14 protein-coding genes are annotated in these 17,990 nt (G+C 43.4%); 11 read left to right on the top strand and 3 right to left on the bottom strand.

What is annotated here, in order from left to right:
• From B3X18_RS04205 to B3X18_RS04185, 5 genes are all read left to right on the top strand, one after another.
• Window positions 1-877: potassium-transporting ATPase subunit KdpA (locus B3X18_RS04205; protein WP_286935148.1), on the top strand; the 877-nt coding region annotated here is incomplete at its 5' end.
• A gap of 10 nt (window positions 878-887) precedes the next feature.
• Complete coding sequence (gene kdpB / locus B3X18_RS04200; RefSeq protein ID WP_005027137.1) at window positions 888-2,912, top strand: potassium-transporting ATPase subunit KdpB; 2,025 nt, start codon at window positions 888-890, stop codon at window positions 2,910-2,912.
• 10 nt (window positions 2,913-2,922) lie between these two features.
• Window positions 2,923-3,528, top strand: a complete 606-nt coding sequence (gene kdpC, locus B3X18_RS04195) for a potassium-transporting ATPase subunit KdpC (protein ID WP_005027135.1) — start codon at window positions 2,923-2,925, stop codon at window positions 3,526-3,528.
• Window positions 3,529-3,621: 93 nt separating this feature from the next.
• A complete protein-coding gene (locus B3X18_RS04190; RefSeq protein WP_005027132.1) occupies window positions 3,622-6,282 on the top strand; it encodes a sensor histidine kinase in 2,661 nt (886 codons plus the stop codon).
• A gap of 12 nt (window positions 6,283-6,294) precedes the next feature.
• Window positions 6,295-6,990 carry a response regulator gene (locus B3X18_RS04185; RefSeq protein ID WP_005027129.1) on the top strand — a complete coding sequence of 232 codons (696 nt, stop codon included), beginning with the start codon at window positions 6,295-6,297 and terminating at the stop codon, window positions 6,988-6,990.
• Between the two features lie 112 nt (window positions 6,991-7,102).
• Here B3X18_RS04185 and B3X18_RS04180 read toward each other — a convergent pair whose 3' ends face one another.
• Window positions 7,103-8,530: a glutamine synthetase family protein gene (locus B3X18_RS04180; RefSeq protein ID WP_034670376.1), complete on the bottom strand. Its 1,428-nt coding sequence runs from the start codon at window positions 8,528-8,530 to the stop codon at window positions 7,103-7,105.
• 376 nt (window positions 8,531-8,906) lie between these two features.
• On the opposite strand from B3X18_RS04180, the gene B3X18_RS04175 reads away from it, so the two are divergent.
• On the top strand, window positions 8,907-9,977 hold the full coding sequence (locus B3X18_RS04175; protein ID WP_005027126.1) for a 4-phosphoerythronate dehydrogenase: 1,071 nt from the start codon (window positions 8,907-8,909) through the stop codon (window positions 9,975-9,977).
• Entirely contained in the window at window positions 9,974-10,948 is a 975-nt protein-coding gene (epmA, locus tag B3X18_RS04170) for an EF-P lysine aminoacylase EpmA (RefSeq protein ID WP_005027123.1), read from the top strand. The genes B3X18_RS04175 and epmA overlap by 4 nt, the downstream gene beginning before the upstream one ends.
• Window positions 10,949-11,001: 53 nt before the next feature.
• Here epmA and B3X18_RS04165 read toward each other — a convergent pair whose 3' ends face one another.
• Window positions 11,002-12,003 carry a Tim44 domain-containing protein gene (locus B3X18_RS04165; RefSeq protein ID WP_005027122.1) on the bottom strand — a complete coding sequence of 334 codons (1,002 nt, stop codon included), beginning with the start codon at window positions 12,001-12,003 and terminating at the stop codon, window positions 11,002-11,004.
• 106 nt (window positions 12,004-12,109) lie between these two features.
• Window positions 12,110-13,501 (bottom strand): DNA repair protein RadA, encoded by a 1,392-nt coding sequence (gene radA / locus B3X18_RS04160; RefSeq protein ID WP_005027120.1) that lies wholly within the window; start codon window positions 13,499-13,501, stop codon window positions 12,110-12,112.
• A 499-nt stretch (window positions 13,502-14,000) separates the two neighbouring features.
• Here radA and B3X18_RS04155 point away from each other — a divergent pair, with 499 nt between their 5' ends.
• From B3X18_RS04155 to dapF, 4 genes are all read left to right on the top strand, one after another.
• On the top strand, window positions 14,001-15,404 hold the full coding sequence (locus tag B3X18_RS04155; RefSeq protein WP_005019232.1) for an amino acid permease: 1,404 nt from the start codon (window positions 14,001-14,003) through the stop codon (window positions 15,402-15,404).
• A gap of 137 nt (window positions 15,405-15,541) precedes the next feature.
• A complete protein-coding gene (lptM, locus tag B3X18_RS04150) occupies window positions 15,542-15,793 on the top strand; it encodes an LPS translocon maturation chaperone LptM (protein ID WP_005027117.1) in 252 nt (83 codons plus the stop codon).
• A gap of 23 nt (window positions 15,794-15,816) precedes the next feature.
• Entirely contained in the window at window positions 15,817-17,067 is a 1,251-nt protein-coding gene (lysA, locus tag B3X18_RS04145) for a diaminopimelate decarboxylase (RefSeq protein ID WP_026443959.1), read from the top strand.
• Between the two features lie 9 nt (window positions 17,068-17,076).
• A complete protein-coding gene (gene dapF / locus B3X18_RS04140; protein WP_026443958.1) occupies window positions 17,077-17,922 on the top strand; it encodes a diaminopimelate epimerase in 846 nt (281 codons plus the stop codon).
• Window positions 17,923-17,990 lie beyond the last annotated feature (68 nt).

Below are 17,990 nucleotides of genomic sequence, written 5' to 3'. Positions count from 1 at the left end.
TCCAGTTTCTATTATTGTCATGCTGGGTTTTTTGACCAGACGTCCAAAATTTGCAGGCTTTGTATTTGGTTCAATGCTGCTGATGTCAGTCATCTCGGCGACTGGCGCAATCTGGTCAGAAAGCTTATCTGATACAGCCACAAATATCTCATCAATGGAAGGTAAAGAAGTCCGCTTTGCTGAGAGTTCTTCAGCACTCTGGGCTGCTGTGACAACGCAGGTGAATAATGGTTCTGTCAATATGATGCATGATTCATCCGCACCATTGACTGGACTGGTTGCATTGTCAAACATGTTGATCAATGCCATCTGGGGTGGAATTGGTTGTGGCTTGCAGCAGTTTTTGGTCTATCTGTTCCTGGCGGTATTTATTGCCGGGCTGATGACAGGTCGTACACCAGAGCTATTCGGCCGAAAAGTGGAAGCGCCTGAAATCAGATTACTGGCTGTGGTTATTCTTATTCAGCCAGTAATTATTTTACTGTTCACTGCAATAAGCCTGTTCTTTCCTGAACTTACTGGTAACAGTAATCCCGGGAGTCATGCAATCAGCCAGGTATTTTATGAATATGTTTCGGCCTTTGCCAATAATGGTTCTGGGTTTGAAGGACTGGCTGATAATACTGTCTGGTGGAATATCAGCTGTAGTATTGCACTGCTGGCAGGCTGCTTTCCGGCACTGATTATTCCTTTACTGATTGCTGCGCGTCTGGCAGTTAAACGGCAGGCACCTGAAAGTGCAGGCAGTCTGAAAGTAGAAACGCCAACGTTTGCCTTAACACTGATTGCTATTGTGGTCATGCTAACTCTTTTACAATTCATGCCCGTCTTGATCTTGGGACCCATTGCTGACCATTTACTACTGGTTCAGGGCTAAGGGGAAAATAATGAAATCTGTGAATCAAACACAAAAAGTTCCTGCTCTATACCAGAGCACTGCCTGGAAAAATGCCTTTATTAAACTGCTCCCACAGCACATGATTAAAAATCCGGTAATGGCAGTGGTATGGCTGGGAACCTTGATTACATTGTTCAGTACAGTGTTCGGACAGACCCAGCTGTTTTTTGGGATGACTGTTACTTTTATTCTTTTTATTACGGTCTTATTTGCCAATTATGCAGAAGCTGTAGCAGAGGCCAAAGGACGCGGGCAGGCAGCTTCCCTGCGGCAGGCTCGTCAGAACCTCACGGCCCGACGTTTAAAAACCTTGCAGGATAAGGAGGGCGAACAGATTGCTGCTACAGTACTGGCTCTAAATGATTTAATAGAAATCCGGGCAGGGGAGCTGATTCCTGCAGACGGTGAAATTGTGCATGGCTTTGCCACGATTAATGAAGCTGCGGTTACTGGCGAATCTGCACCCGTACTGCGTGAAGCAGGGACGGACCGTTCTGGTGTGATCGGAGGAACCAAAGTTCTGACTGACCGCATTATTGTACAGGTCACTGCTGAAACTGGACATAGTTTCCTGGACCGGATGATTGCACTGGTTGAGGGCTCAAACCGCCAGAAAACTCCCAATGAGATTGCTCTGGGGATTTTATTGACGGTTATGACCCTAACCTTTGTGCTGGTGGTAGCAACCCTGCCGGTCATAGCCAGATCTCTAGGTATTATTCTTGATCCGATTGTACTGGTGGCCTTACTGGTCTGCCTGATTCCGACAACGATTGGTGGTTTATTGCCTGCCATTGGTATTGCTGGCATGAACCGCGCATTAAAAGCCAATCTGATTGCCAAATCTGGCAAGGCGGTTGAAGTAGCGGGAGATGTCGATGTGCTATTACTGGATAAAACCGGAACCATTACTTATGGAGACCGTCAGGCAACTGCATTTTATCCACTAACTGGCGTAACACCATCTGAGCTACGTCAGGCAGCAGTATTAACATCATTTGCTGATCCTACACCAGAAGGTAAATCTGTGGTGTCTCTGGCAAAAGAACTGGGCGAGCATGTGCACCAGCCAGAACAAGCCGAATTTATTGCTTTCAATGCCGCCAGCCGTATTTCTGGAATTAATCTGGAAACTGGCCAGCAAATCCGCAAAGGAGCCATAGATGCAATCTTGAAATTTACCTCTCAGTCTCTTGAAAATAATCCTGAACTGAAAACACGGGTAGAGCAGGTAGCCTCCAAAGGTGCAACGCCACTGGTAGTCAGTTTAAACCAGAATATTCTTGGAGTGATTGAACTATCTGATGTGGTCAAACCCAGCATTAAAGAAAAATTTGCACGCCTGAGAGAGATGGGAATCAAGACCGTTATGATTACCGGTGATAATCCTCTGACTGCGGCTGCAATTGCAGCTGAAGCTGGCGTAGATGACTATATCGCCGAGGCTAAACCAGAAGACAAACTGGCCTGTATTCGCCGCGAGCAGCAAAATGGTCATCTTGTGGCAATGGTAGGGGATGGTACTAATGATGCACCGGCATTAGCACAAGCCGACATTGGTCTGGCTATGAATTCTGGAACTCAGGCTGCTAAAGAGGCCGGTAATATGGTAGATCTGGACTCAGATCCGACCAAACTGCTGGCAGTGGTTGAGATTGGGAAACAGCAGCTAATTACCCGCGGTACATTGACAACTTTCTCGCTGGCAAATGACATCTCTAAATACTTTGCAATATTACCGGCTTTATTTGTATTGGCTATTCCACAAATGCAGGTACTCAATGTCATGCAACTCGCCAGTCCGGAAAGTGCCATTCTTTCTGCACTGATCTTTAATGCCATTATTATTCCATTACTGATTCCACTAGCATTGCGCGGTGTCAAATTTACGCCTTCCACTTCAACTCAGCTATTACGCCGAAATATGCTGATTTATGGCGTGGGGGGAGTCATATTGCCTTTTGTTGCTATTAAGGGCATTGACCTGATTGTCAGCCTGATCATGGGTGTTTAAGGAGAATCATATGCAAATATTAACTCAGCCTGTTACACAGCCAGCCATGAGTGCTTTAATCAGGCCCGCAATCGGTTTAAGTCTGATCGCCTTAATAGTATGCGGATTTGGTTATAGTGCGACTGCAACAAAGATCGGACAAGCAATTTTTCCAGAGCAGGCTCATGGCAGCCTGATTAAATATGAAGGCAAGGTTGTTGGTTCCAAACTGGTGGCGCAGCCTTTTACTGCTCCTTCTTATTTCCATTCACGGCCATCAGTGGCCAATTATGACCCCATGGCGCTGGCGGGAAGTAATCTGGCCAGAACCAATCCCGAACTTCAGAAAGTGATCGCTGAACGTATTGTTCAGGTTGCCAGCCTTGAAGCAATTCAGCCAGATCAGATCCCTAAAGATCTGGTCACTGCTTCAGGAAGCGGGATTGACCCTGAAATTAGCGTACGGGCAGCTCTCATACAGGTAAAGCGTATTGCTGAACAGCGTAGTATGCCTGAACAGCAGGTAAGGGAACTTGTCCTTAAATACGCCCAGCAGCCAACATTTGGAGTATTAGGTTCAAACCGGGTAAATGTACTGGAGTTGAATCTTGCACTTGATCAGCTAAAACGAAAATAAGTTTTCAAGATTTCATTTATACTGAAATTGCACGTTCAGGATCATTAATACCTTGCTTAAGAGATTGATGATCCTCTGTTTTAAGAATGAAAAATGACAAATATACAAACAAATAAGGCCGATATACTGTTACAGCAGGTCAAGCGTCATCAGACGGGGCACATGACAATTTTTCTGGGTGCAGCACCAGGAGTGGGAAAAACTTTTGCCATGCTGTCACGTGCGCATGAGCTATATGGACAGGGCCAGAATGTAGCAATTGGTTATATTGAAACTCATGGGCGTCCGGAAACTGAGGAGCTGGTTGCCGGCCTGCCTGTGATTTCAAGAAAGATAGTTGAATACAAAAACCATAATCTTGAAGAGATGGATCTGGACAGTATTTTACAGATCCATCCAGACATTGTACTGGTAGATGAATTGGCGCACCAGAATATACCCGGGAGCCGCCATAAAAAACGCTGGCAGGATATTAATGAGCTTCTTGATGCCGGTATCGATGTTTTTACCACCATGAATATTCAGCATCTGGAAAGCTTGAACGATGTCATATTCCAGATTACGGGAATACGGGTAAAAGAAACCGTACCAGATCAGATTTTTGAGCGTATCCGTGATATACGCCTCATCGACTTGCCGGTAAATGAGCTGCTGGAGCGTTTAAATCAGGGTAAAGTTTATGTACCTGATCAGGCGGCGCATGCCTTGAAAAGCTTTTTTAATATTGCCAACTTGACAGCATTACGTGAACTGGCCATACAGACGGTGGCCCATCATATTGATATAGATGCACGGGAGCAGTTTGATGTAAAGGGTCTTTCGCTAACGCCCTTAAATAATCATGTGCTAATCATGATTCAGGGTAACCAGAACTCTGAAGCATTAGTACGGATAGGAAGCCGTATTGCCGAACGTCGTAATGCAAAATGGACTGTAGTCGCATTTTTAACTACAGCATCCGGTTATAATCCGATCTCATTTGAAACTCAAAGTACAGGCAGGGAAATTGAGCGGGCGCTTCATCTGGCACGGCAGCTAGGGGGAATGACTGATATTCTATATGGAAAAAATTACGCAGGGTCACTGTACAATTTTGCCTGTGAACGGGGAATTTCAACACTGGTACTAGAACAGGAACGTCGGCCGCTATTTTACAGCTGGTTAAGGCCGCCCTTAGCCCATCAGCTGTTAAAATATCAACCCGCATTTGAACTGAGTATTGTTCCGGTTCAGCAAGGTAAGCCGCAAGCCTACCGTTTTAACAGGCAAAATTATGTCTTAAATTTAAAAGAACTGATTTTTGTACTGATCACAACGGTAACTAGTATTCTGATTGCAAAACTAAGTGTGCAATACTTAAAAGTTGAAGAGCTATCACTGATTTTTATTACTGCGGTTATTTTTGTTGCAGCCAATACCCGAATGACTGCTGCCATGCTTGCAGCTATTCTTTTTTTCTTTGCCTATAACTTTTTCTTTATTCCACCGACATTAACTTTCCAGATTTCGGCTCATAAAAGTGTGATCACTGTAGTGGCGTTTCTGGCAGCAGCACTTATTGCGGGCCGTTTGGCATCACGCTTGCGTGAACAGGTGGTCGCCCTAAGATCGGCAAACAGCTATAACAGTATTATGCAGGATTTGGGGCAGAAACTCTCTGTTGCGGTTGACCTGCAGCAGGTCATTGAAATCGGACAGAACAGTCTGGAAAAAAGTTTAAATGTTCAGGTCTGGTTTAAGCTGAGTGATGAAACAGCACTAAGCTCAGATGAAAATCTGCTGACTGAAAAAGAAAAAATTTCGGCAAACTGGACATTGAAGAATCACCAGCCTTCCGGGCGTTTTACCCAGACTTTGAGTGAAAGTGCTTGGTGGTTTCTGCCTTTATTGGCTTCGAAAGAATGTATAGGTGTTATCGGGCTCAATATTTCAGAAAATCAGAGGGAAATGAATATTGAACAAAGACGTCTGGCTGAAGCTATGGTGGAATATATTACCCAAGCTATTACCAGGACGCAGCTCAGCAAGGAACTGGAATATGCCAATATCAGCTCTGAAACTGAAAAACTTCGTTCAGCTTTACTTTCTTCGGTGTCTCACGACCTGCGCTCACCTTTGGCTGCTATGATAGGAGCAGCAGATACTATTGCTACTTACAAGTCTACTATGACCGAAGAAGACCAGCTTACTTTACTCGAGACCATAGGGCTGGAAGGAGAACGTCTAGACCGTTATATACAGAATTTGCTGGACATGACTCGACTGGGCTATCAGGGGTTGAAACTGACGCGTGACTGGATTGAGGTCCATGAACTGGTGGATACAGCAACCAGACGCTTAAAACGTTATAAACCTGTAGTTGAGTTTAATATTCAACGCCTGCCGCAAGAGCTGAAAATTTATGTACATCCTGCACTGATTGAACAGGCATTATTTAATGTGCTGGAAAATGCTGCCAAATTTAATCCTGAAGATCAGCCAATTGATATTATTCTTTCACAACCTGATACCGCACATATCCAGTTTGATATTAGTGACCAGGGTAAAGGTATCGATATTGCTGACCGAGAAAAAATTTTTGATATGTTCTATACCATGCATGGCGACCGTAATCCTACTGGGACAGGCTTGGGACTGGCGATTGTTAAAGCCATTATCTCCGCACATATAGGAAGTATTAAGGCGCAGATTGGTCTCAAAAATAAAGGGACCAATATTCAGATTGTTTTACCTGTCCATATTTCACAAGATTAAAAGGCAATAACTGTGAATATACACCCAGCAGAAACCAGAATCGTAGTGATTGATGATGAACCGCAAATCCGGAAATTTTTAGGAATCGCATTAAGGTCAGAAGGCTACCAGACTCAGCTATTTGGCACGGCTATGCAGGGGCTGGAATATCTCTCTTCCCAAAGTGCGCAACTGGTTATTCTGGATTTGGGCCTGCCTGATCTGGATGGTCAGGACGTATTGAAAGAACTCAGGTCCTGGAGTGAAATTCCAGTTATTGTGCTGTCGGTACGCTCAGATGAACAAGAAAAGGTGACCTTGCTGGATGCCGGAGCCAATGACTATGTAACCAAACCGTTTAGCGTTCAAGAGCTCATGGCCAGGATTCGTGTGGTCTTGAGGAGCAGGCTAAACCAGACTGAAACCCATGACTATGACGATGGTTATCTAAAAATCAATTTTGTACAGAGACAGACCTATATCAACAGCCAGGCGGTTGCTCTTACCCGAAAAGAATTTCATCTGCTCTCATTGCTGGCCAGAAATCGGGGGCAGTTACTGACTCAACCACAAATTTTAAAGGAGCTATGGGGACCTACCCATCAGGAAGATACACATTATCTTAGAATACTGGTGGCTAAGCTTAGAAATAAACTGGGCGAAGATGCAATTCATCCTCAATATATTATCACTGAACCTGGAGTTGGGCTGCGCTTTCTGGGCAAATAAAATTTCTCAGCACTTATTTTTTAATTAGCTGAATTTTATTTATATAAATAAAAAGCTAATAGGTATATTAGCTTTTTAAACTTGATATTTGGAGTATTAACTATAATTAAAATTAAATATCCCAGTTTTGTTCGGTTTCAGTAATCTGGTTATAAACATTATAATATTCAGCAGATTTTACTGTACACCATACCTCTATAAATTCTTTACCTAAATATTTTTTTAATACCGGATTGTTCTTAAGAAGATTTAATGCCTCGAGCTGATACTTGGGTAAATTAATATGCTCATGTTTTGATTTCGCAAGATGGACTGGCTGCGGAGTATCTAACTGGTGTTCTAAACCATGTAAGGTAGCAATCAGTATGACAGCAATAGCCAGATAAGGATTACAGTCTGCGCCAGCTACACGGTATTCTAGACGCTGATTTTCCTGATCGGAGCAAGGTATACGGATGGCAACATTGCGGTTATTAATTCCCCAGTTTGCTTCCAGTGAAACATGATGACCAAGTGTAAATCTGCGGTAGGAATTAATGTTGGGGGCTAATATAGCCATTGATGCAGGCATTAGCTGAATCATGCCACTAATCGTTTTTAACAACATTTTTGATGGTGTAGACAGATCATTTGAGCTAAACAGATTTTGCATGGAAGCATTACACAAGCTCATATGAAAATGCATGCCGCTACCCGCTTTTAGCAGGGTGGGCTTGGCAAGAAAGCTGGCATGCAGCTGATGTTTTCTGGCCACCTGCTTGATAATACGTTTTAGCGCCATGATCTGATCGCATAACCGTAAAATATTCGAAGTATGCTGAATATTGATTTCATACTGACCAGAGGCGGCTTCTGCAACAATACCGATCATTTCGATAGATTGTAAACGTGCAATCTGCTCTACTTCTTCAAGTACATACTGATAGTCATCAGGCGTATTCAGGTCAAAGCACTGACTTGATAAAACCTCATCTTCCCCATCTGCATTTTGCTTGTAGAGATAGAACTCAAGCTCAGCCGACATCACCGGATAATAGTCCTGCTGATGAAGCTGAGCGATAATATGGCTTAAAAGATTGCGGGGTTCATATTTACAGGCCTCACCATTTTCATCTTGCATGGTCAGATAAAGCTGTGCATGCGTCTCAGGCTGAATAGCGCAAGGTTGTAATGTGCCGGAAATCGGTATGCAGAGCATATCAGGCTCACCGATTGACTTTCCGAGACCTGTTTCCTCAACCACTTTGCCATCTAGATCCATAGCATAGACAGACAAGGGAAAATAGCAGCCTTTATAAATCTTCTTCAAACTTTGAACATCAATCTGTTTGCCGCGGACATGCCCGTTCAGATCATGCAGACAGATATCAATATGTAGGGTAAGGGGATACTGGCTTAAATATTCATTGACTTCGCTGGAAAATAAATCTTCTGGATGATCAATATTTAAATATTCTGGTCTCTTGTTGAGTAAATTCTCTTTAATTTTAATAAAAGGATTTAGATCTTTTTCTTGGGTTGGGACGCTAATACTACTCATGCTTAAAACCTTTTTTATAAGGATAAGAAAATAGTAGATGAGTACAAAAAATTATTACGTAAAGAGTTCGTAATTTTTTAGATTGTAAGCGTTTAAAAATAATAAATTCATTTTTTTATATAATTCTATTGATGTAATTAAATAATTTATTTATATAAAGAATTAAAGCGTAGATATCATTTTTACTATAAAAAAGTGTATGTTTTAATTAAATCAAATATAAAAATAATTACCTTAAAATACATTTAAGATCTGAAAATCTCTATTGGGATAGCTAAAAGTTCTATCCTCACTACTGCTTAATAAAAAAACAGGATGGATTGTGATCCAGCTCATCTCGGTTGATAATAATATTTTAATGCCCGGATGACTGAAGATGAAGATCGTAGCAGATGAGAATCTTGCTTTTACAGACTACTTTTTTTCAGATTTCGCTGAAATTGACCATCGTGCTGGCCGTAGCCTCATGCATGAGGATGTGAAGGATGCGGATGCTTTACTGGTACGTTCTGTAACACGTGTCAATCAGCAGCTTATTGAAAATACAAAATTAAAATTTGTTGGTAGTGCTACAATCGGAAAAGATCATCTTGATATTCCTGCTTTAGAAAAGCAGCAGATTAGCTGGTCAAATGCAGCGGGCTGTAATGCACAGGCCGTTGCTGAATATGTAATTACGGCATTACTGTATTTAAAACCAGAGTTACTGGATGCTGGAAAACAGTTTACCTTGGGGATTATTGGTCTGGGTAATGTCGGTTCACGGCTGGCTTATATGGCAGAACTGCTAGACTGGCAAGTAATCGGTTATGATCCTCTGGTTAGTCACTTGACAGTTACACAGGTTCCATTGCACGAGTTGCTGGCTTCAGCGGACGCAGTTTCTCTCCATGTACCATTAACTAAAACAGGGCATTATCCTACTCATCATTTAATTAATGCCGAAACTTTGGCTCTTATGAAAACTCAGGCAATTCTGGTGAACTCGGCAAGAGGACCAGTTATTGAAGAGCAGTCTTTAATCCATGATATACAAACCACACATCGTCTGGTGGTACTGGATGTATTTGAACATGAACCCGTGATCTCTGAAGAGCTCCTAAAATGGGTAAAGCTGGTTACACCCCATATTGCTGGTTATAGTCTGGAAGGAAAGGCCAGAGGAACACAAATGATTTATGAAGCTTTCTGTGAAAAATTTGGTTTTATGGCCAGCAAGACTTTTATAAGCCAGTTACCCGTATGCGAACAATATTTTACTGAACAGGCAGATATTAAAACTGTTCTCAAAACTTGTCTCGGCAAAATTTATGATATAGCCCGAGATGACCAGAATTTACGTGTTTGTCTAAAGGACGGCAGGATTGATCAGCAGGCTTTTGACCACTTGCGTAAGACTTACCCACTGCGCCGTGAATGGTCTGCGCATGGGGGGCCTCAGGCATGAAACATAGTTATCAGCCCACCTGTACATTAGAAGTAATGCAGGCACGTGCTACCATGTACACCCAGATTCGTCAGTTCTTCGCTGAACGGAATGTGCTGGAAGTTGAAACACCTGTACTTTCACAGGCTGGAGTCACTGATGTACATCTTGCGTCTGTATCAGCGCAGCGCCATGTAGAAGGGAGGTTGCAGATACATTATTTGCAGACATCGCCCGAGTTTGCCATGAAGCGGCTGTTGGCGAGTGGAAGCGGTCCGATTTACCAGATCTGCAAGGTGTTTCGTGATGATGAGCATGGCCGCAAACACAATAGTGAATTTACCATGCTGGAATGGTACCGGCCAGGTTTTAGTCTTCTTGATTTGATGCATGAAACCACAGCGCTTTTAAATATATGTCTGGCGCAACGTTTTGGTGAAATGCGCCCGGTGGTAATAAGTTATAAACATGCATTTCAAGATCGTCTAGATATTAATCCATTACAAGCTTCTGTAAAACTCCTGAAAGATACTGCCAACCGTTTAGGCATAAACTTGGATTTGAGTGATGACCGGCTTGCCTATATTGATCTGCTATTCTCACATTTCGTCGAGCCAAGTTTAGGCTTTGATGCACCCGTATTTCTTACCGATTTTCCACCAGAGCTAGCTTCTCTGGCCAAAGTGAAAACTGATGAGGATGGGGAACAGGTAGCGGCCCGTTTTGAGCTTTATATTGAAGGACTGGAATTGGCTAATGCCTATGATGAGCTAATTGATAGCAAAGTGTTGCGGGAACGCTTTGAAGCTGACAATACAGAACGAGGTACACTTGGCCTACCTATCATGCCAATAGATGAAAATTTATTGACCGCTCTACAGTATATGCCGGAATGTTCAGGAATTGCCTTGGGAATTGATCGTTTATTAATGATAGCAACCCGACAGATGCGGCTGGAAAATGTCATTACATTTCCTGCACAGATTGCTTGAGTTTAAAATAAAAAAACCGCTCGAAAGAGCGGTTTTTTTATGAGCAAAGACAATTAGTCTTGCTGAATGCCTGCAACTACCCAGTCTTGCTGAGAACCAGCAGGTTTAACAAAATGCCAGGTTTCAGAGAAAGGTTGTGGCAGACTGTTTAAGTCTTCACTCACTGTACCTGTAAACCGTACACTGACCACATACTGACCATTCTCAGTTGCACTGTCAACTACCATAGCATTTAGGTTACTGAATTCGGCAACATCTTGGTCCTGATTGGCCATAATGTCACTACGCATTGCATTATAAAGTTCCGGAGTTAAATAACGACGGATCTCTTCAATATTACTCGCCGTATTCATTGACTGAATATGGTTGAAACGTTGACGCGCAATACGCAAGAATGCTGCCGGTTCAGTGCCATCTGGTAACTGTTGGCCACTATTCGTGTAGGCCGTACCAAATGGCGCATTATTTGCCGTGTTCGCTGCAGTTGAACTGCCGCCAACTGACTGACCGAAAATATTGGTATTGTCTTGAGTACGCGGTGCTGCATTATGCTGGCCAAATGGTGATGAATTTGGTCCAGCTGAGTTTGGTGCATACGGATTGTTAGTAGCTAGTTTTTTTTTTGCTCCGAATTTACGGAATACAAAAAATGCAACTGCGGCTGCAAGCAAAACCCAGAGCCAGCCAGGAATGCCGCCTTTCTCTTGTTCAGCCTGTTGCTGTGCAGCCAGCTCCTGATCATTTGCCGCTGTCTGTGCATTTGGGTTGGTATTATTGTCATCTGCTAAAGCATTCGCTGCTACTGCACCTACTGCAGCACCTGCTACACCTGCAGCAACCATTGAACCTACACCCGGACCAGAACGCTGGGGCGCAGTTGCAGGCTGTTGAACCGGAGCTGCCTGACGAGGCTGTTGATAAGACTGGGTAGGTGCCGCAGAACGTGACATACCCATACTCTTACCACCGCCGGCACGTTTTGCTTCAGCCAAAGGTGACATAACCAAGGCCGCCATTAAAATACCGGCCATCAAGCCACGCTGGTGTACTTCCATCAAAATTTCCTATATCTAAACGATTTCGATATGTTATTTATGCCGGCTTTTATATAGAAATTCAATGCTAGATCGGTATTTTTTCAAATTAAATGATTACCATATATTAAGACAGTTCATCACTCAGCTGTAGCGCTTCGCTTAAAGCCTCATGTAACCGGGCCACCGCAATCACCTGAACACCAGGTACCGGTTTCTGTGGTGCATTGGCTCGAGGTAAAATTACGTACTTGAACCCATGTTTGGCCGCTTCTTTAAGACGTTCCTGCCCATTGGGAACTGGACGGATTTCCCCAGACAAGCCGACTTCGCCAAATACAGCCAGTTGTTGGGGGAGAGCTTTACCACGCAAACTCGATGCACATGCCAGAAGTACTGCCAGGTCAGAACCTGTTTCAGTAATTTTTAAACCGCCCACTACATTCACATAAACATCCTGTCCCGAGGTTTGTACACCGCCGTGCCTGTGCATTACTGCCAGCAGCATATTTAAACGGTTTTGCTCGAGACCCAGAGCAACCCGCCGTGGCTGCCCATGAGCGTCATCGACCAAAGCCTGTACCTCGACCAATAAAGGTCGGGTGCCCTCACGGCTAATCATAACAATTGATCCAGGAATAGCTTCATCGTAACGGCTCAAGAAAATTGCAGAGGGGTTGGCTACTTCCCGCAGGCCTTTATCTGTCATCCCGAATACGCCCAGCTCATTGACAGCACCGAAACGGTTTTTGACTGCACGAATCATGCGGTAACGTGAATCTGACTGACCTTCAAAATACAGTACGCAGTCGACCATATGTTCAAGTACACGAGGCCCGGCCAATGCGCCTTCTTTAGTCACATGACCAACCAAAAATAATGCTGTTCCACTATTTTTAGCAAAACGAGTCAATAAGGCAGCTGATTCACGGATTTGCGAGACACCGCCTGGGGCAGACTGCAAGGTCTCAGTGTATAAAGTTTGGATAGAATCAAGAATGGCAACCGCCGGGCGCTCATGGGCAAGAACTTCACAAATTCTTTCAACACATGTTTCAGCCATAACCTTTAGCCGGTCAGTCGGCAGGTCTAGACGCTGAGCGCGTAACGCAACCTGCGAAAGTGATTCTTCACCTGTAACATAGAGCGCAGCGCTGTTTGCACTTGCCATATGTGTCGCAGTCTGTAGCAAAATAGTGGATTTTCCAATACCCGGATCACCACCGATCAGGACAACAGAGCCTGTAACCAGACCCCCACCGAGGACTCGGTCGAACTCACCAATACCAGTCGGCAGGCGCGTTTCATGAGAGACCGAGACTTTGTTTAAAGTCGTGATATTGGCAGCTTGTCCGGCATAACCGCCTCCTAAATTCGGTTTGGCACGGTGATTCACGGCAGGTTCTACCACAACTTCTGTCAGGCTGTTCCATTCGCCACATTCTGAGCATTGACCTGCCCATTTTGAATGGTCTGCTCCACACTGTTCGCAGCGATAAACCGTTTTTGCTTTAGCCATAATCGAAATATATAACCTTTGGAAAAGGGTTCTATTGTAGAGATAAAGCTGCTGAAACGGAAAGCTTCGTACATATAGAACGTTAGATCATGTCGTCAGAAAGCAATTTATATATTCTTCAGAACTATAAGGATTCTACCCAAGTGGGGCACAAAGAAGTTGTTTTATAGGAGGTCTGGCAATAGGAATGTTTAATATAAGAAATAGCAGTAAATTTTTCCCATTATTGTGTTAGGAAAAACACAATAATTAGTCGAAGTGATTTAAAGTTATTATTTAATGGAAATATAGGGATAATTTATATATAACTATTTAATTAATATATTAAATTTAAAAAAAGACTATTAAATATTATATGAAAATTAAACTATATGAAAAAATAAAATTAATTCTCTGGTTAATTAATGTTCAAAAGAATGTTGCCGAGTGAAAAATAATTTTTGTTTTAGATGAGTTTTGAGCTAAGTTTGTTGCAAAATGTTTTAAGAAGAAATTAAAAATGTCTAACCAAATGCATAGCTCTATTCCAGAAGAGGAGGGAGAGCTAAAACGGAGTTTATCGAACCGTCACCTGCAGCTGATCGCCATTGGCGGTGCTATTGGTACCGGTTTATTCATGGGATCAGGGAAAACGATCAGTTTGGCAGGACCATCCATTTTATTCATTTATATGATCATCGGGGTAATGGTCTTTTTAGTGATGCGTGCATTAGGAGAACTGCTACTTTCTAATCTGCACTATAAATCATTTATTGATTTTTCTGCTGATTTGATCGGTCCTTGGGCAGGTTATTTTGTTGGCTGGACTTACTGGCTATGCTGGATCACTATAGGGATTGCTGATTTATCCGCAATTATTTACTACCTGCAATTCTTTAATAATGGCCTACCTTTTACACCATTAGAAGGTGTATTGATCAGTATTGCGTCAATTGTCTTTATTATGGGGCTGAATCTGGTTACCGTAAAACTGTTTGGCGAGATGGAATTCTGGTTTGCCCTGATCAAGATTATTGCCATTGTAGTACTGATTGCCGTAGGTCTGTGGATGATCTTTACTGGCTTTACTTCAACAGCAGGTGAAGTAGCTTCCTTTACTAACTTGTGGTCACATGATGGTCTATTCCCCACAGGGATGAGCGGTTTCCTGGCAGGCTTCCAGATTGCAATTTTTGCCTTTGTTGGCGTGGAGCTGGTCGGTACAACAGCTGCTGAAACTAAAGACCCGGAGCGTAATTTACCTAAAGCGGTTAATTCAATTCCAATACGGATTATTATTTTCTATGTGCTGGCGCTATTGATTGTCATGTCAGTTACTCCTTGGAATAAGATTGATCCTAATATCAGCCCGTTTGTAAACCTGTTCAGTCAAGCAGGCGTAGCAGCAGCTGCAATTATTATGAACCTCGTAGTGCTGTCTTCGGTCATGTCATCAATGAACAGTGGTGTGTTTTCAACCAGCCGGATGCTATTTGGCCTGTCCCGTGAAGCTCAGGCACCACGCTGGTTTGGTAAACTGACATCACGCGCTATTCCGGCAAATGCCTTGTATTTCTCAGCTGTCTGTCTGTTGTTGGGAGCTGCTCTACAGTATTTTGTTCCAAACGCAGTTCAGGCATTTACGCTGGCAACAACCTTGTCAACTATTCTGTTCATCTGTGTCTGGATCATCATTATGTGGAGTTATATTAACTACCGCAAACAGCGTCCGGAATTGCATGCCAAGTCAATTTTCAAATTGCCAGGTGGAGTATTTACCTGCTGGGTGGTCATTATTTTCTTTATTGGGATGGTTTATGTATTGTCCTTGGAAGCAGATACATTCCAGGCGCTCAAGGTTAGCCCGTTGTGGCTGATTATTCTGGCCATTGGCTACTTCTTTACTAAAAGCAAGAAATCATAATTTGCAGTAACTGTTAAAAAACGTCAGTTTAGAACTGGCGTTTTTTTTCATCTCGCTTTAATCTCTATAGCCTGAAACACTATGGTCAAAATATTGATCACAGTATACTTTATGGAAATTATCGAATAGGTGGCCAGATGCGTCTTGTCGTTTGCTACATCAGTGTATTGGTTACGGCGACTCTACTTGCCGGTTGCGGTCAGTCAGGGGCTTTACAGCTACCCAATGATCCCAATTATGATAAACGTGCAAGATATCTGCTTTATCCAAATACCGCGCCCGAGCAAAGCAAGCCCAGCGATACCCATCAAGCCCAGCAATCTGACGAGCCAGTAAGCGAGACTTTTGCAGCACCTGATGCTGAACCAGCTACTCAACCTACACCATAAGCAGAACAGATAAGGATACATTCATGAGTTTTACCCGCATCAATGGGGTGTTGCATGCAGAGCAATGTTCACTGAAGCAGCTTGCACAGCAGTTTGGTACACCTTTGTATGTTTATTCAAAACAGGCTTTTGAAAAACACTATACAGATATGGACCGTGCATTTGACTTCATTGATCATCAGATCTGTTTTGCCGTAAAATCTAACTCCAATCTTGCGGTTCTGGGTGTGTTGGCCAAACTGGGCGCCGGTTTTGACATTGTCACTGGTGGTGAGCTGGCTCGTGTTCTGGCTGTTGGCGGTGATCCGGCTAAAGTAGTATTTTCAGGTCTTGGAAAAACTGAAGCAGATATTGAAAAAGCCTTAAATGTTGGAATTGCCTGTTTTAATGTTGAATCTCATGCCGAGCTTGACCGTATTCAGAAAGTTGCTGAAAAATTGGGTCAGAAGGCGCCTGTTTCCCTACGGGTAAATCCGGATGTCGATGCAAAAACTCATCCTTATATCTCAACGGGCTTAAAAGAAAATAAGTTTGGTATACCTTCAGATAGCGTATTTGAAACCTATCAGTATGCAGCTTCACTGCCTAATTTGAATATCGTGGGGATTGACTGTCATATTGGCTCACAGCTGACTGAAACCAAACCGTTTGTAGACGCCTTGGAGCGCGTCATGTTGATGATTGAACAGCTTAATGGGTTGGGGATACAGCTCAAGCACATCGATATTGGAGGTGGATTGGGCGTAACTTATAAAGATGAAGTGCCACCGACTGTACAGGAATATGCAAATGCCCTGAAACCGGCTTTGCAAAAGCTAGGGCTGAAAGTTTATATGGAGCCGGGCCGCAGTATTTCAGCCAATGCAGGTATACTGCTTACCAGAGTAGATCTACTCAAGCCAACCAATTACCGTAATTTTGCTATCATTGATGCTGCAATGAATGATTTGATTCGACCTGCACTCTATGAAGCATGGATGGATATACAACCAGTAGAACCACATCAGGATATTCAGGAAAAAGAATGGGATATCGTGGGTGCTATTTGTGAAACAGGCGATTTTCTAGGGAAAGAGCGTAAACTGGCGCTGGCAGAGAATGACCTTCTGGCCGTTCTGGGTGCTGGCGCTTACGGCTTTGTGATGAGTTCTAATTACAATACACGAGCACGGGCAGCAGAAGTTATGGTAAATAATCATCAGGCATATCTGGTGCGTGAACGTGAGACTATTGAGTCGCTGTGGGAACGTGAACATCTGTTACCAGAAGTGTGAGTAAAAAACATGCTGGAATTTACTAAAATGCATGGGCTGGGTAATGATTTTATGGTCGTGGACCTGATTACCCAGCGTGCCTATTTCGATACGCTTACTATTCAGCGCCTGGCAGATCGTCACTTTGGTATCGGTTTTGACCAGCTCCTGATTGTTGAGCCACCAGACATACCTACTGCTGATTTTAAATACCGTATTTTTAATGCAGATGGGTCAGAAGTAGAGCAGTGTGGTAATGGAGTGCGCTGCTTTGCACGTTTTGTGCATGAGCGCCAGTTAACCACGAAAACCAAAATTAAAGTACAGACCAAATCCGGTATTGTCGAGCCGGAACTGGGGCCAAACGGCTGGGTTCGGGTTAATATGGGCTATCCGAAATTTGCTCCAGAGCTCATTCCGTTTGTAACAGAAGAAACTGATCCTTTATATGCACTAGAGCTGAACAACAACCAACTGCTTAAAATTGATGTGGTGAATATGGGGAATCCCCATGCAGTAACTATTGTGCCAGATGTACTGACTGCTGAGGTCGCAGCTATTGGTCCACAAGTAGAATCACATGTACGCTTCCCTGAACGTGTGAATGTCGGCTTCATGCAGATCCTGAATGAAAAACAGGTGCGCTTACGTGTTTTTGAACGTGGCTCTGGAGAAACACTGGCCTGTGGTACAGGTGCTTGTGCTGCTGCGGTAAGTGGCATGCGCCGTGGTCTGCTTGCCCCAGAAGTGGAAGTCGAGCTGGCAGGCGGTAAGTTACAGATTGGCTGGCGTGAGGGTGATGTGGTATGGATGACAGGTCCTACAGCAAATGTTTATGAAGGCCGTTTGGATTTGCGTTATTTTCAAAGTAATTAAAACCGAATTAAATAGTATTAAAAGTTCTATTCAATCCCAGAGAGGGCAGGATGCAGCCTGAGGCATTA

It is taken from the genome of Acinetobacter sp. UBA6571 (assembly GCF_002434085.1).
In the GTDB taxonomy this organism is placed as follows: Bacteria; Pseudomonadota; Gammaproteobacteria; order Pseudomonadales; family Moraxellaceae; genus Acinetobacter; species Acinetobacter radioresistens.
The sequence above is the reverse complement of the archived record's forward strand: the minus strand, read 5'-3'. Positions and strand labels throughout refer to the sequence as shown.

Coding starts and splice junctions, on each gene's coding strand:
- radA (WP_005027120.1), bottom strand. CDS start 13,501: ATGGCTAAAGCAAAAACGGTTTATCGCTGCGAACAGTGTGGAGCAGAC.
- dapF (WP_026443958.1), top strand. CDS start 17,077: ATGCTGGAATTTACTAAAATGCATGGGCTGGGTAATGATTTTATGGTC.
- kdpC (WP_005027135.1), top strand. CDS start 2,923: ATGCAAATATTAACTCAGCCTGTTACACAGCCAGCCATGAGTGCTTTA.
- B3X18_RS04165 (WP_005027122.1), bottom strand. CDS start 12,003: ATGGAAGTACACCAGCGTGGCTTGATGGCCGGTATTTTAATGGCGGCC.
- kdpB (WP_005027137.1), top strand. CDS start 888: ATGAAATCTGTGAATCAAACACAAAAAGTTCCTGCTCTATACCAGAGC.
- B3X18_RS04190 (WP_005027132.1), top strand. CDS start 3,622: ATGACAAATATACAAACAAATAAGGCCGATATACTGTTACAGCAGGTC.
- lptM (WP_005027117.1), top strand. CDS start 15,542: ATGCGTCTTGTCGTTTGCTACATCAGTGTATTGGTTACGGCGACTCTA.
- epmA (WP_005027123.1), top strand. CDS start 9,974: ATGAAACATAGTTATCAGCCCACCTGTACATTAGAAGTAATGCAGGCA.
- lysA (WP_026443959.1), top strand. CDS start 15,817: ATGAGTTTTACCCGCATCAATGGGGTGTTGCATGCAGAGCAATGTTCA.
- B3X18_RS04180 (WP_034670376.1), bottom strand. CDS start 8,530: ATGAGTAGTATTAGCGTCCCAACCCAAGAAAAAGATCTAAATCCTTTT.
- B3X18_RS04175 (WP_005027126.1), top strand. CDS start 8,907: ATGAAGATCGTAGCAGATGAGAATCTTGCTTTTACAGACTACTTTTTT.
- B3X18_RS04155 (WP_005019232.1), top strand. CDS start 14,001: ATGTCTAACCAAATGCATAGCTCTATTCCAGAAGAGGAGGGAGAGCTA.